The sequence below is a fragment of the Marinobacter salinexigens genome (assembly GCF_008370345.1).
Lineage (GTDB): Bacteria > Pseudomonadota > Gammaproteobacteria > Pseudomonadales > Oleiphilaceae > Marinobacter > Marinobacter salinexigens.
In genome coordinates this window covers 1-12,517 of sequence record NZ_VTUU01000009.1, presented here as the reverse complement: position 1 = coordinate 12,517, position 12,517 = coordinate 1, and the positions used below count along the sequence as shown (strand labels likewise).

Here is a 12,517-nt window from a genome sequence, read left to right as displayed (position 1 = left end):
CTATCGTTGCTAACTGGGCTTTACTTAGAGTAAAGCTCGACGATGAGGTTCTCGTTGATGTCGGCCGGCAGTTCAGTACGCTCAGGTACTGACTTGTATACGCCGGACATCTTGCTGGCGTCGACCTCTACCCAGCCCACCGCAGCGCGGCTGGCAGACAGATCCAGTGCGCCTTTAACACGCAGCTGATTCTTCGCCTTTTCACGCACGCTCACAACGTCACCCGGCTTAACCTGATAAGACGGAATGTTAACAGTCTTATCATTTACCAGGATCGCCTTGTGAGAGACGAGCTGACGAGCTTCCGCACGAGTAGAACCAAAACCCATGCGATATACAACGTTGTCAAGACGGCCTTCCAGAAGCTGCAGCAGGTTTTCGCCTGTTGCACCCTTCAGACGGGCAGCCTCTTTGTAGTAGTTACGGAACTGCTTCTCGAGCACACCGTAAATACGACGAACTTTCTGTTTCTCACGAAGCTGTACGCCGTATTCGGACAGACGACCGCGACGCGCGCCGTGCATACCCGGCGGAGTCTCGATGTTGCACTTCGAATCGAGCGCGCGAACGCCGCTCTTCAGAAAAAGATCTGTCCCTTCACGACGAGACAGCTTGCACTTCGGGCCTATATAACGAGCCATTTTTCACTGTCTCCTGTGTTAGACGCGGCGCTTCTTGGGCGGACGACAACCGTTGTGAGGAATCGGCGTCACATCAGTGATGTTAGTGATCTTGTAGCCGCACGCATTCAGCGCACGAACTGCAGATTCACGTCCGGGCCCAGGACCCTTAACCTCTACGTCCAGGTTTTTAAGGCCGTATTCAGCAGCCGCATTACCGGCTCTTTCAGCTGCTACCTGCGCAGCAAAAGGTGTACTCTTACGCGAGCCGCGGAAACCGGAACCACCAGAAGTGGCCCAGGACAGGACGTTGCCCTGACGGTCCGAAATGGTCACGATAGTGTTATTGAAGGACGCGTGAATGTGCGCGACGCCATCAACAACCGTCTTTTTCACCTTTTTACGGGTACGTGTACCTGGCTTTGCCATGTTTGCCTACCTGTTACTTGCGAATAGGTTTGCGAGGACCTTTACGGGTGCGGGCGTTGGTCTTAGTGCGCTGACCGCGGACCGGAAGGCCGTGACGGTGACGCAGACCACGGAAGCAACCGAGATCCTTCAAACGCTTGATGTTCATCTGTACTTCACGACGCAGATCGCCTTCGACAGTCACCTTGCCCACTTCGGTACGAAGTGCTTCAAGCTGATCGTCGGTAAGGTCTTTGACCTTGACGTCCGGCTTAACGCCGGTTGCATCGCAAAGCTTCTGGGCTGTTGTCTTGCCAACACCAAAGATGTAAGTCAGCGAGATAACAGCATGTTTGTTATCGGGTATATTGACACCGGCTATACGTGCCATCCAAATTACTCCGCGTTCAAAGCTTTGCTGTGTGAATTTTCCGCCACAAAAAGGGCGCGAAATAATAGCGCTTGACCCCTACCGGAGTCAAGCGCCGTTATTCCGATCCCCTGCAATGTCAGGTTTTCTTCCCGAAGGAATTAGCCCTGGCGCTGCTTGTGACGAGGCTCCGAGCAAATGACTCGTACTGAGCCATTGCGACGAATTACTTTGCAGTTACGGCAAATTTTCTTTACCGAAGCGCGTACTTTCATTGTCGACTCCAGTTTCCAAGGGGAACGGATTAACCGTTCCGACCATAGCCTTTGAGATTGGACTTCTTCATCAGAGATTCATACTGATGCGACATCAGGTGCGACTGAACCTGAGCCATAAAATCCATCACCACGACTACCACAATCAGCAGTGAGGTACCGCCAAGATAAAACGGAACATTCCCCGCAACCATCAGAAACTGAGGGAACAGAGACACTGCTGCAATGTACATTGCCCCGAACAACGTCAGCCGGGTCAGAACACCATCAATATACTTGGCGGTCTGATCACCAGGACGAATACCCGGGATAAACGCTCCAGAGCGCTTGAGGTTATCCGCAACTTCTTTCGGGTTGTACATCAGGGCTGTATAGAAGTAGCAGAAGAATACCACAGCTACAGCAAACAGGATAATGTACAGCGGCTGGCTCGGTGCCAGCGCCTGGGAGATGTCGCTCAACCATTCCATACCCTCACCCTGACCAAACCACTGCCCCATGGAAGCTGGGAACAACAGTATGGACGATGCGAAGATCGGCGGTATAACACCAGCCATATTAACCTTGAGAGGCAGGTGGCTGGATTGCTGCGCGAACACCCGGCGCCCCTGCTGACGCTTGGCATAGTTAATTGTAAGCCGGCGTTGACCGCGTTCCATAAACACAACGAAACCAATCACCGCAACGGCAACAATACCAATACCGAGCACAAACAGGAGGCTCATCTCCCCATTGCGTGCCTGCTCAAGCGTCTGTCCAATCGCACCCGGTAAGCCGGCCACGATGCCTGCGAATATAAGCAGGGAAATACCATTTCCGACGCCTCGCTCGGTGATCTGCTCACCAAGCCACATCATGAAAACGGCACCACTGACAAACGATACGACAGCTACGAAGTGGAAGCTGAAGCTGTCATTGAACGTCACGCCTTGGGAAGCCAGGCCGACAGAAATACCCGCGCCCTGTACCAGAGCAAGGATAACCGTACCATACCGCGTATACTGGCTGATCTTACGACGGCCAGCTTCGCCTTCCTTTTTCAGCTGCTCAAGCTGCGGACTAACCGCAGTCATGAGCTGCATGATAATGGATGCCGAAATATACGGCATGATACCGAGAGCGAAGATACTCATGCGCTCAAGCGCACCACCTGAAAACATGTTGAACATACTCAGGATCGTGCCCTGATTCTGCTCGAACAGTGCCGCCAAACGGTCGGGGTTAATCCCCGGCACCGGAATGTGTGCACCGATCCGGTACACCAACAATGCCAGGAAGACGAACCAGAGCCGCGAACGCAGCTCTGCCAGTCCTTTACCCGCGCCCGCAGGCAATGATGCTGTCTTGGCCATTTAGTCCTCGACTCGCCTTAGTCTTCGACTTTACCACCCGCGGCAGCAATTGCCTCGCGTGCGCCTTTGGTTACCCGAAGTCCCTTAACGGTTACCGCACGGCTCAGTTCGCCGGACAGGATAACCTTCGCTTCGCGAATCTCTTCGCGAACGATATCGGCCTTCTTCAGGGCTTCCAGATCTACCACGTCGCCTTCAACTTTCGCCAGCTCGTTAAGACGGATCTCCGCCACGTAGCGCTGCTGACGGGAGGTGAAACCGAACTTAGGCAGACGGCGAGCCAAAGGCTGCTGACCACCCTCGAAGCCAGGAGCTACGGAGCCACCGGAACGAGATTTCAGACCCTTGTGACCGCGACCACCGGTTTTACCGAGGCCACTACCGATACCACGACCAACGCGCTTAGCGGAAGGACGTGAACCGGGTTCTGGAGCAAGTTCGTTCAGACGCATCTTAGTTCTCCTCAACCCGAACCAGGTAATTAACCCGGTTGATCATTCCGCGAACGGAAGGAGTATCTTCCAGTTCAACGGTATGACCGATTTTACGAAGACCCAGGCCCTTAACGCACAGCTTGTGCTTCGGCTGACAGCCGATCGGGCTACGAGTCAGAGTTACTTTGATCGTTTTTGCGTTCGCCATGACTTCAACCCAGAATCTCTTCCACGGTCTTACCGCGCTTGGCTGCGATATCTTCCGGCGCTTGCATTGCCTGAAGACCCTTGATGGTGGAACGTACCACGTTTACAGGGTTTGTAGACCCGTAACACTTGGACAGTACGTTCTGAACACCTGCCACTTCCAGAACGGCGCGCATCGCACCGCCGGCAATGACACCAGTACCTTCAGAAGCCGGCTGCATGTAGACTTTGGAGCCTCCATGCTGGGCTTTCACCGGGTACTGGAGAGTGTTTCCGTCCAGTGCGACGTCAACCATGTTCTTACGCGCAGCTTCCATGGCTTTCTGGATAGCAACTGGCACTTCACGCGCCTTGCCACGACCAAAACCAACGCGACCCTTGCCATCACCCACTACAGTCAGTGCGGTGAAAGCGAAAATCCGGCCACCTTTAACCACTTTGGCGACACGGTTTACCTGAACCAGCCTTTCCTGGAGCTCAGGCGCTTTCTGTTCGTTAACGCTCATCTTCTCCACCTCTTAGAATTGCAAGCCAGCTTCACGAGCAGCGTCGGCCAGAGCCTGCACGCGACCGTGATAACGGTAACCGGAGCGGTCAAAAGCAACCTGCTCTACACCTGCTGCCTTGGCGCGCTCAGCAATCAGCTGACCGACCTTTTTAGCAGCGTCCACGTTACCGGTTGCACCCTGGCGCAGTTCCTTATCCAACGTGGAGGCAGAAGCCAGCACAGTGCTGCCGTCTGCAGTAGTGACCTGGGCGTACATATGACGCGGTGTGCGGTGAACGCACAGGCGATTAGTACCCAGCTCACGGATCTTCATGCGCACTTTGCGTGCACGACGCAATCTTTCGTTATTCGCGCTCATAGTCCCGCCTTATTTCTTCTTGGCTTCTTTGCGTCTGACCTGCTCATCCGCATAACGAACACCCTTACCTTTATACGGCTCGGGCGGACGGTAAGCGCGGATTTCCGCAGCGACCTGGCCAACCTGTTGCTTATCGATCCCGCGGATAACAACTTCCGTCTGTGACGGAGTTTCAGCGGTGACCCCCTCGGGCAGCTCATACTCAACCGGGTGTGAGAAACCCAGAGTCAGGTTGAGCTTTTTGCCCTGCGCCTGGGCACGATAACCAACGCCCACAAGCTGGAGTTTACGCTCGAAGCCCGTAGAAACACCGGTAACCATATTGTTTACCAGCGCGCGGGTGGTACCTGCGAGTGCGCGGGACTGCTTGGCGCCATCACGGGCGGCGAAGCGCAGGGTATTTTCCTCCTGAGACACTTCAACAGCCTGATGTACGGTGAATTGAAGTGCTCCTTTAGAGCCCTTCACGTTGATTTCCTGTCCGTTCAGCTTCACTTCAACACCGGAAGGCAGCACGACAGGATTATTGGCAACCCTGGACATGATAAACCTCCTTTAGAATACGGTGCAGATGACTTCGCCACCCACGCCTGCAGCACGTGCAGCGCGGTCTGTCATAACGCCCTTGGACGTTGAGACAATGGCGACACCCAGACCACCGGATACTTTCGGCAGTTCCCCAGCGCCTTTGTACTGGCGCAGACTCGGACGGCTAACCCGCTGAATCTCTTCGATAACAGGCTTGCCACCGAAGTATTTCAGAGCGATGGTCAGCTCGGGCTTGGCATCAGCTGAAACGGAAAAATCTTCTACGTAGCCTTCGTCCTTGAGGACCTGGGCTACGGAGATCTTCATCTTTGAAGACGGCATCGTAACGTCTGCTTTTGATGCCATCTGTGCATTACGGATACGGGTAAACATATCCGCAAGCGTGTCTTGCATACTCATTGGTATGAGGCTCCTGATCTTTTTAGTTGTGCAGCGGCTTGCCGCACCGCTTACCAACAGGCTCCTGACCGAAGTCAGGAACCTATTTTACCAGCTGGACTTAGTCAGACCCGGGACATCACCGCGCATGCCGTATTCACGAAGTTTGATTCGTGAAAGCTCGAACTTACGCAGGACGCCGTGAGGACGACCAGTCACCTGGCAACGATTACGAAGACGTGCAGGGCTCGCGTTACGAGGAAGCTGCTGAAGCTTCATCTGAGCGTCCCAACGGTCATCGTCGCTGGTATTCGGGTTTTTGATAATCGCCTTGAGCTCTGCACGCTTCGCTGCATATTTCGCAACGGTTTTCTCGCGCTTGAGCTCACGGTTTTTCATGGAAACCTTAGCCATTACACTCGTTCCTTTATTTCTTGAACGGAAAGCCGAAGGCTTTCAGCAGTTCACGACCTTCATCGTCGGTACCGGCAGTGGTGGTAATGGTGATATCCAGACCACGGATCTTGTCGACTTTGTCGTACTCGATCTCAGGGAAAATGATCTGCTCACGCACACCCATGCTGTAGTTACCACGACCGTCGAACGATTTGGGGTTCAGACCGCGGAAGTCACGAATGCGGGGAACCGCAATGTGAACCAGGCGATCAAAGAAGTCCCACATACGCTCGCCGCGCAGAGTAACCTTACAGCCGATAGGCCAACCTTCACGGATTTTGAAGCCCGCTACGGATTTACGCGCCTTGGTGACAACAACCTTCTGACCAGTCAGGGCTTCGAGATCAGCCACTGCATTTTCGATCAGTTTCTTGTCGCCAACTGCTTCGCCGACACCCATGTTCAGGGTGATCTTTTCGATACGCGGCACCTGCATAATGTTCTTGTAGCCGAACTCCTGCTGCAGGGCGGGTACCACTTCCTTACTGTATTGCTCTTTCATATTAAGCATCGTAACCACCACCGCTTACTGGTTATCGACAGCTTCGTTCGTGGACTTGAAGATCCGCACTTTAGCGCCGTCTTCCTTGGTCTGGAAGCCTACGCGATCGGCCTTGCCGGTCTGCGGATTAAAAATAGCCACGTTGGAAGCCTGGATAGGTGCTTCTTTTTCGACGATACCACCAGGGGTACCCAGCATCGGGTTGGGCTTGGTGTGCTTCTTGATCATATTGATACCAGAAACAACAAGGCGGCCATCATCCTGAACTTTCAGGACTTTACCACGTTTGCCCTTATCTTTCCCCGTAGTGACGATTACTTCGTCATCTCGTTTGATCTTTTTCATAACCGGCCTCTGGTCCTTTAAAGTACTTCGGGTGCCAGTGAGATAATTTTCATGAACTTTTCATTACGCAGTTCACGGGTAACCGGTCCGAAGATACGGGTACCAATCGGTGCGTCCTGATTGTTCAGAAGTACTGCCGCGTTACCGTCGAAACGGATCAGCGAACCGTCAGGACGACGAACGCCCTTACGCGTACGCACAACAACAGCTTTCAGGACCTGGCCTTTTTTCACTTTACCGCGGGGGATGGCTTCCTTAACGGTCACCTTGATGATATCCCCAACGCCGGCATAGCGCCGGTGTGAACCGCCCAGGACCTTGATGCACTGAACCTGGCGTGCACCACTGTTGTCCGCGACTTCAAGCATTGTTTGAGTCTGAATCATGGTTGTTCTCCGGGCGAATTACACCTTGGATGCACGTTCGGTGACTTCAACCAGGGCCCAGCTCTTGGTCTTGGAGACCGGACGGGTTTCCTGGATGGTTACAGTGTCACCGATGTTGCACTGGTTACTCTCATCATGAGCGTGAATCTTGGTAGAACGCTTCATGTACTTACCGTACAGCGGGTGTTTCACCTGACGCTCGACCAGAACCACGATGGACTTGTCCATCTTGTTGCTCACGACCTTCCCGCTCAGAGTTCTGGCAGTTTGGGTAGCTTCGGTCATGTCACTGTCCTGCCTTTTCGTTCAATACTGTTTTCACGCGAGCAATGTCACGCTTCACCTTGCCGAGAAGGTGAGACTGATTCAGCTGACCCGTCGCCTTACGCATGCGCAGGTTGAACTGCTCCTTCAGGAGGTCGATCAGCTCTTTGTTCAGCTCCTCGACTGACTTTTCACGCAGCTCTGTTGCTTTCATCACATCACCGTCCTCGTTACAAAGGTGGTCTGTACCGGCAGTTTGGCCGCCGCGAGAGTGAAGGCTTCGCGCGCTACTTCTTCAGCAACACCTTCCATCTCGTAGAGCATGCGGCCTGGCTGGATTTCAGCCACCCAATACTCGACAGAACCTTTACCTTTACCCATCCGTACTTCCAGGGGCTTACCAGTGATCGGCTTGTCCGGGAATACCCGGATCCAGATCTTACCGCCCCGCTTGATACGACGTGTCATGGTACGACGCGCTGCCTCAATCTGACGCGCAGTTATACGCCCACGGCTAGTCGCCTTCAATCCGTATTCACCGAAGCTCACCTTGTTAGCACGGTGAGCAAGACCGGTGTTACGGCCTTTCATTACCTTGCGAAATTTGGTGCGTTTTGGTTGCAGCATAAGAGTGCCCCTTTACTTAGAACCTTTCTTCCCAGAGGCTTTCTTGTCAGCACGGACCTGCTCCATACCACCAAGAATCTCACCTTTGAAGATCCATACCTTGACGCCGATTACGCCGTAAGTGGTATGCGCTTCGTAGGTTGCGTAATCAATATCTGCACGCAGTGTGTGCAGAGGTACACGACCTTCGCGATACCACTCGGAACGTGCGATTTCAGCACCCCCAAGACGACCACCGACCTGAATCTTGATACCCTTGGCACCTTGACGCATAGCGTTCTGAACCGCGCGCTTCATGGCACGACGGAACATCACACGACGCTCAAGCTGACCAGCAACGTTTTGCGCTACCAGGCGAGCATCCAGATCCGGCTTGCGGACTTCCTCGATGTTGATGTGCACAGGCACACCCATCATGTCGCTTACTTCGCGACGCAGACGATCAACATCTTCGCCCTTCTTACCGATAACAATACCGGGGCGGGCAGTATGGATCGTGATCCGGGCGTTCTGAGCAGGGCGCTCGATCACAATCTTGCTGACAGACGCCTTAACCAGACGCTTGTCAAGGAACTCGCGAACCTGAATATCATTCAGCAGGTTCTTGGAGTATTCCTTTTTGTCGGCATACCAGACTGAGTTGTGCTCTTTGATCACACCCAGGCGAATGCCGGTTGGATTTACTTTATGACCCATCTGAGCATCTCCTACTTGTCGGCGACCTTGACGGTGATATGACAGGTGCGCTTGAAAATACGATCAGCGCGCCCCTTGGCTCGAGCCTTGATCCGCTTGAGCGTCGGGCCCTCGTCCACCATGATGGTGGATACCTTCAGATCATCTACGTCCAGACCTTCGTTATGCTCAGCATTGGCGATAGCAGACTCAAGAGCTTTCTTGATGATTACTGCCGCCTTTTTCGGGCTGAAAGTCAGAATGTTCAGGGCGTCCTCAACAGCCTTGCCGCGTACCTGGTCAGCGACAAGACGCGCTTTTTGAGCTGAGAGGCGAGCGCCCTTGTACTTGGCTGCTACTTCCATTTCTATTACCTCAGAATCAGCGTTTAGCTTTCTTGTCGGCCGCATGACCACGATAAGTACGCGTTGCCGCGAACTCACCCAGCTTATGTCCGACCATATCTTCGGTGACATAAACCGGCACGTGCTGCTTGCCGTTGTGGACTGCAATGGTCAGGCCTACCATCTCAGGAAAGACTGTTGACCGGCGGGACCAAGTTTTAATGGGCCGCTTGTCGTTAGCTTCCAGAGCTGCCTCGACCTTCTTCAACAGATGCAGGTCTATAAAAGGACCTTTCTTCAAAGAACGTGGCACAGCAAATTACCTCTATGTAGTCGTTTACTTGGCCGAACGACGACGTACTATCATCTTATCAGTACGCTTGTTCTTACGAGTCTTATGCCCTTTGGTCGGAACACCCCACGGAGTAACCGGGTGACGTCCGCCAGAGGTACGCCCTTCACCACCACCATGCGGGTGGTCAACTGGGTTCATAGCAACACCACGTACTGTTGGCCGTTTGCCGCGCCAACGTGATGCACCCGCTTTACCAAGCTGCTTGAGGCTATGCTCGCTGTTACATACTTCACCCAGCGTCGCACGGCAGTCTACAAGCACCTTACGCATTTCACCTGAACGCAGGCGGAGGGTGGCATAAGCCCCTTCCCGAGCAACCAGCTGTACGGATGCGCCCGCAGAGCGAGCCAGCTGAGCACCTTTGCCAGGCTTGAGTTCAACGCAGTGGATCACAGAACCAACCGGAATATTCCGGATAGGCAGTGTGGAGCCCACTTTAATCGGCGCGTCGATACCGGAGCGCACTTCATCACCAGCCTTTACACCTTTGGGAGCGATAATGTAGCGACGCTCGCCATCGGCGTACTTCAGCAGCGCGATGTGCGCAGAGCGATTAGGATCATATTCCAGACGTTCTACAACGGCCGGGATACCATCTTTGGTCCGCTTAAAATCGATGACACGGTAGTGCTTCTTATGACCACCACCGATGTGACGGGTAGTGATGCGACCAAAATGGTTACGACCACCCGACTTGCTCTGAGTTTCTACCAACGGTTCGTAAGGGCGCCCCTTGTGCAGATCCGGGTTGTAAAGTTTTACAACGTGGCGGCGTCCGGCAGATGTTGGCTTGGTTTTGATGATCGGCATTTTACGACCCCTTTACCTTATTCCACATCCAGAAAATCGATGTCCTGACCTTCTGCCAGCTTGACGTAAGCCTTACGAATGTCATTACGCTTGCCGAACCCGCGGATAGTGCGCTTGAGCTTACCCTTGCGATTCAGAACCTGAACACCTTCTACGGTGACGTTGAACAACTGCTCAACGGCTTTTTTGATCTCCGGCTTGGTAGCATCAGGCGCTACGCGAAATACAACCTGACCTTTTTCAGCTACCAGAGATGCTTTCTCTGACACGTGAGGCCCGAGCAGGACCTTATAAATACGTTCCTGGTTCATCCCAACATCTCCTCGATCTTCTTCAGAGCGGGAACAGTCACTACGACGTTCTCAAAGGCAACCAGGCTAACCGGATCCAGACCCGCCACATCGCGCACGTCCACGTGAGGAACATTGCGAGAAGCCAGATGCAGGTTCTGCTCAACACTTTCTGACAGGATCAACGCACTGGACACGCCCAGATCCTTCAGCTTGGCATTGAAAGCCTTGGTTTTCGGAGTGTCGACATTCATATCGTCAACAACCACCAGACGTTCCTGACGGACCAGCTCGGAAAGAATCGAGCGCATGGCCGCGCGGTACATCTTACGATTAACCTTCTGCTCAAAGTCACGAGGCTTGGCAGCAAACGTGGTACCACCGGAACGCCAGATCGGACTACGAATAGTACCGGCACGGGCACGACCTGTACCCTTCTGACGCCATGGCTTCTTACCACCACCGCTTACTTCGGAACGAGTCTTCTGAGCCTTGGTACCCTGACGACCAGCTGCCATGTAGGCAGTGACGACCTGGTGAACCAGAGCCTCATTGAAATCTTTGGCGAACGTAGCGTCGGAAACAGAAATTCCTTTACCGCTACCAGTAATTGTCAATTCCATCGCACCGCTCCTCAGGCTTTGACTGCAGGCTTGATGACAACGTCGCCGCCAGTTGCACCTGGTACGGCACCACTCACCAGCAGCAGGTTGCGCTCGGCGTCGACACGGACGATCTTGAGATTCTGCACAGTAACTTGCGCATTACCCATCTGGCCCGCCATCTTTTTGCCTTTGAATACCCGGCCCGGAGTCTGGTTCTGACCAATAGAACCCGGAGCACGGTGAGACAGAGAGTTACCGTGAGTAGCGTCCTGCATGGAGAAATTCCAGCGCTTAACACCACCCTGATAGCCCTTACCCTTGGATTGGCCGATAGCATCGACTGCCTGACCATCTTCAAAGATGGATGCAGTGATTTCGCCACCTGCTGCCAGGTCTTCACCCTCGCCATCAGCGAGACGGAATTCCCAAACACCACGACCGGCTTCTACACCAGCCTTCGCAAAGTGACCTGCTTCTGCCTTGGATACGCGAGAGGAACGACGTGCACCGACAGTAACCTGTACGGCCCGATAACCATCGCTTTCGAGAGTCTTCAGCTGGGTAATGCGGTTGGGTTCAACCTCAATTACCGTGACAGGCAGAGCCTGCCCATCTTCCGTAAAAATACGGGTCATACCGGCCTTACGACCGACAACACCAATTGCCATGTTTCACCTCTTAAGTGTACGGGGCTCTCACCCTCTATGGCCTTATGACAGTTACACAGACTAATACCGGGCGGTATTAGCCGAGGCTGATCTGAACGTCTACACCTGCTGCCAGGTCCAACTTCATCAGAGCATCTACTGTCTTTTCGGTCGGCTCAACAATGTCGAGCAAACGCTTGTGAGTACGAATTTCATACTGATCGCGCGCGTCTTTGTTGACGTGCGGAGAGATCAATACTGTGTACTTTTCCTTCCGCGTCGGCAGAGGAATAGGGCCACGCACCTGAGCGCCGGTCCGCTTAGCGGTATCGACGATCTCCTGCGTGGACTGGTCGATCAGGCGATAATCAAACGCCTTCAACCGGATTCGAATCTTTTGGCTTTGCATGATGCACCAAACTCCACTCGTAGCAGCTATTTTTTAGCCGACCTTCAAAAAAAGGAGCCGCATTGTATGCATATTAGACAACCCTGTCAACAGTTATCCCGTCAACAGAGTTAAGCAGACTATGCGACTGAAACAGAAAAAGGGGCTGATGAATCAGCCCCTTTTTCCTGATCAAACGAGCAGAATCACTCGATGATCTTGGATACCACACCGGCACCAACGGTACGGCCACCTTCGCGAATCGCGAAGCGCAGACCATCTTCCATGGCGATCGGAGCGATCAGGGTAACCGTCATCTTGACGTTGTCACCCGGCATTACCATTTCAACGCCTTCCGGCAGTT

At 53.6% G+C, this 12,517-nt stretch carries 27 protein-coding genes; all 27 read right to left on the bottom strand.

What is annotated here, in order from left to right:
* Positions 1–20 precede the first annotated feature (20 nt).
* Entirely contained in the window at positions 21–641 is a 621-nt protein-coding gene (rpsD, locus tag FWJ25_RS15725) for a 30S ribosomal protein S4 (protein ID WP_149601215.1), read from the bottom strand.
* Positions 642–659: 18 nt separating this feature from the next.
* Complete coding sequence (gene rpsK, locus FWJ25_RS15720) at positions 660–1,049, bottom strand: 30S ribosomal protein S11 (protein WP_007153992.1); 390 nt, start codon at positions 1,047–1,049, stop codon at positions 660–662.
* 13 nt (positions 1,050–1,062) lie between these two features.
* Entirely contained in the window at positions 1,063–1,419 is a 357-nt protein-coding gene (gene rpsM / locus FWJ25_RS15715) for a 30S ribosomal protein S13 (RefSeq protein ID WP_036134911.1), read from the bottom strand.
* 140 nt (positions 1,420–1,559) lie between these two features.
* Complete coding sequence (gene rpmJ / locus FWJ25_RS15710) at positions 1,560–1,673, bottom strand: 50S ribosomal protein L36 (protein ID WP_008174902.1); 114 nt, start codon at positions 1,671–1,673, stop codon at positions 1,560–1,562.
* 29 nt (positions 1,674–1,702) lie between these two features.
* On the bottom strand, positions 1,703–3,025 hold the full coding sequence (secY, locus tag FWJ25_RS15705) for a preprotein translocase subunit SecY (protein ID WP_149601214.1): 1,323 nt from the start codon (positions 3,023–3,025) through the stop codon (positions 1,703–1,705).
* Positions 3,026–3,042: 17 nt separating this feature from the next.
* Positions 3,043–3,477, bottom strand: coding sequence for a 50S ribosomal protein L15 (gene rplO, locus FWJ25_RS15700; protein WP_149601213.1), 435 nt, complete (start codon positions 3,475–3,477; stop codon positions 3,043–3,045).
* A gap of 1 nt (position 3,478) precedes the next feature.
* Positions 3,479–3,667, bottom strand: a complete 189-nt coding sequence (gene rpmD / locus FWJ25_RS15695; RefSeq protein ID WP_149601212.1) for a 50S ribosomal protein L30 — start codon at positions 3,665–3,667, stop codon at positions 3,479–3,481.
* Between the two features lie 4 nt (positions 3,668–3,671).
* Complete coding sequence (rpsE, locus tag FWJ25_RS15690; protein WP_149601211.1) at positions 3,672–4,172, bottom strand: 30S ribosomal protein S5; 501 nt, start codon at positions 4,170–4,172, stop codon at positions 3,672–3,674.
* Between the two features lie 12 nt (positions 4,173–4,184).
* Positions 4,185–4,532 (bottom strand): 50S ribosomal protein L18, encoded by a 348-nt coding sequence (gene rplR, locus FWJ25_RS15685; RefSeq protein WP_149601210.1) that lies wholly within the window; start codon positions 4,530–4,532, stop codon positions 4,185–4,187.
* A gap of 9 nt (positions 4,533–4,541) precedes the next feature.
* Positions 4,542–5,075 (bottom strand): 50S ribosomal protein L6, encoded by a 534-nt coding sequence (rplF, locus tag FWJ25_RS15680; protein ID WP_149601209.1) that lies wholly within the window; start codon positions 5,073–5,075, stop codon positions 4,542–4,544.
* 12 nt (positions 5,076–5,087) lie between these two features.
* The gene (rpsH, locus tag FWJ25_RS15675) at positions 5,088–5,480 is read right to left on the bottom strand and encodes a 30S ribosomal protein S8 (protein ID WP_149601208.1); all 393 of its coding nucleotides are present in this window, start codon (positions 5,478–5,480) and stop codon (positions 5,088–5,090) included.
* Positions 5,481–5,567: 87 nt separating this feature from the next.
* Positions 5,568–5,873, bottom strand: coding sequence for a 30S ribosomal protein S14 (rpsN, locus tag FWJ25_RS15670; protein ID WP_036134925.1), 306 nt, complete (start codon positions 5,871–5,873; stop codon positions 5,568–5,570).
* A 13-nt stretch (positions 5,874–5,886) separates the two neighbouring features.
* The gene (gene rplE / locus FWJ25_RS15665) at positions 5,887–6,426 is read right to left on the bottom strand and encodes a 50S ribosomal protein L5 (RefSeq protein WP_149601207.1); all 540 of its coding nucleotides are present in this window, start codon (positions 6,424–6,426) and stop codon (positions 5,887–5,889) included.
* Positions 6,427–6,441: 15 nt separating this feature from the next.
* Positions 6,442–6,762, bottom strand: coding sequence for a 50S ribosomal protein L24 (gene rplX / locus FWJ25_RS15660; protein ID WP_149601206.1), 321 nt, complete (start codon positions 6,760–6,762; stop codon positions 6,442–6,444).
* Positions 6,763–6,779: 17 nt separating this feature from the next.
* On the bottom strand, positions 6,780–7,148 hold the full coding sequence (gene rplN / locus FWJ25_RS15655) for a 50S ribosomal protein L14 (protein WP_149601205.1): 369 nt from the start codon (positions 7,146–7,148) through the stop codon (positions 6,780–6,782).
* A gap of 18 nt (positions 7,149–7,166) precedes the next feature.
* Positions 7,167–7,433 carry a 30S ribosomal protein S17 gene (gene rpsQ / locus FWJ25_RS15650; RefSeq protein WP_092005427.1) on the bottom strand — a complete coding sequence of 89 codons (267 nt, stop codon included), beginning with the start codon at positions 7,431–7,433 and terminating at the stop codon, positions 7,167–7,169.
* Between the two features lies 1 nt (position 7,434).
* Positions 7,435–7,626, bottom strand: coding sequence for a 50S ribosomal protein L29 (gene rpmC / locus FWJ25_RS15645; protein ID WP_008174877.1), 192 nt, complete (start codon positions 7,624–7,626; stop codon positions 7,435–7,437).
* On the bottom strand, positions 7,626–8,039 hold the full coding sequence (gene rplP / locus FWJ25_RS15640; RefSeq protein ID WP_149601204.1) for a 50S ribosomal protein L16: 414 nt from the start codon (positions 8,037–8,039) through the stop codon (positions 7,626–7,628). The genes rpmC and rplP overlap by 1 nt, the downstream gene beginning before the upstream one ends.
* Before the next feature lie 12 nt (positions 8,040–8,051).
* Entirely contained in the window at positions 8,052–8,735 is a 684-nt protein-coding gene (gene rpsC / locus FWJ25_RS15635; RefSeq protein WP_008174872.1) for a 30S ribosomal protein S3, read from the bottom strand.
* A gap of 11 nt (positions 8,736–8,746) precedes the next feature.
* Positions 8,747–9,079 carry a 50S ribosomal protein L22 gene (gene rplV, locus FWJ25_RS15630; protein ID WP_149601203.1) on the bottom strand — a complete coding sequence of 111 codons (333 nt, stop codon included), beginning with the start codon at positions 9,077–9,079 and terminating at the stop codon, positions 8,747–8,749.
* 16 nt (positions 9,080–9,095) lie between these two features.
* Positions 9,096–9,371 carry a 30S ribosomal protein S19 gene (gene rpsS / locus FWJ25_RS15625; RefSeq protein WP_007154011.1) on the bottom strand — a complete coding sequence of 92 codons (276 nt, stop codon included), beginning with the start codon at positions 9,369–9,371 and terminating at the stop codon, positions 9,096–9,098.
* Positions 9,372–9,395: 24 nt separating this feature from the next.
* Positions 9,396–10,223 carry a 50S ribosomal protein L2 gene (gene rplB, locus FWJ25_RS15620; RefSeq protein ID WP_149601202.1) on the bottom strand — a complete coding sequence of 276 codons (828 nt, stop codon included), beginning with the start codon at positions 10,221–10,223 and terminating at the stop codon, positions 9,396–9,398.
* Between the two features lie 17 nt (positions 10,224–10,240).
* A complete protein-coding gene (gene rplW, locus FWJ25_RS15615; RefSeq protein WP_149601201.1) occupies positions 10,241–10,534 on the bottom strand; it encodes a 50S ribosomal protein L23 in 294 nt (97 codons plus the stop codon).
* Positions 10,531–11,136 carry a 50S ribosomal protein L4 gene (rplD, locus tag FWJ25_RS15610; protein ID WP_149601200.1) on the bottom strand — a complete coding sequence of 202 codons (606 nt, stop codon included), beginning with the start codon at positions 11,134–11,136 and terminating at the stop codon, positions 10,531–10,533. Before rplD ends, rplW begins: the two co-directional genes overlap by 4 nt.
* An 11-nt stretch (positions 11,137–11,147) precedes the next feature.
* Positions 11,148–11,786 carry a 50S ribosomal protein L3 gene (gene rplC / locus FWJ25_RS15605; protein WP_149601199.1) on the bottom strand — a complete coding sequence of 213 codons (639 nt, stop codon included), beginning with the start codon at positions 11,784–11,786 and terminating at the stop codon, positions 11,148–11,150.
* 76 nt (positions 11,787–11,862) lie between these two features.
* On the bottom strand, positions 11,863–12,174 hold the full coding sequence (gene rpsJ, locus FWJ25_RS15600) for a 30S ribosomal protein S10 (RefSeq protein WP_004580743.1): 312 nt from the start codon (positions 12,172–12,174) through the stop codon (positions 11,863–11,865).
* A gap of 185 nt (positions 12,175–12,359) precedes the next feature.
* Positions 12,360–12,517 (bottom strand): EF-Tu C-terminal domain-related protein (locus FWJ25_RS15595; RefSeq protein WP_497755918.1); only part of this gene is annotated, 158 nt, incomplete at its 5' end.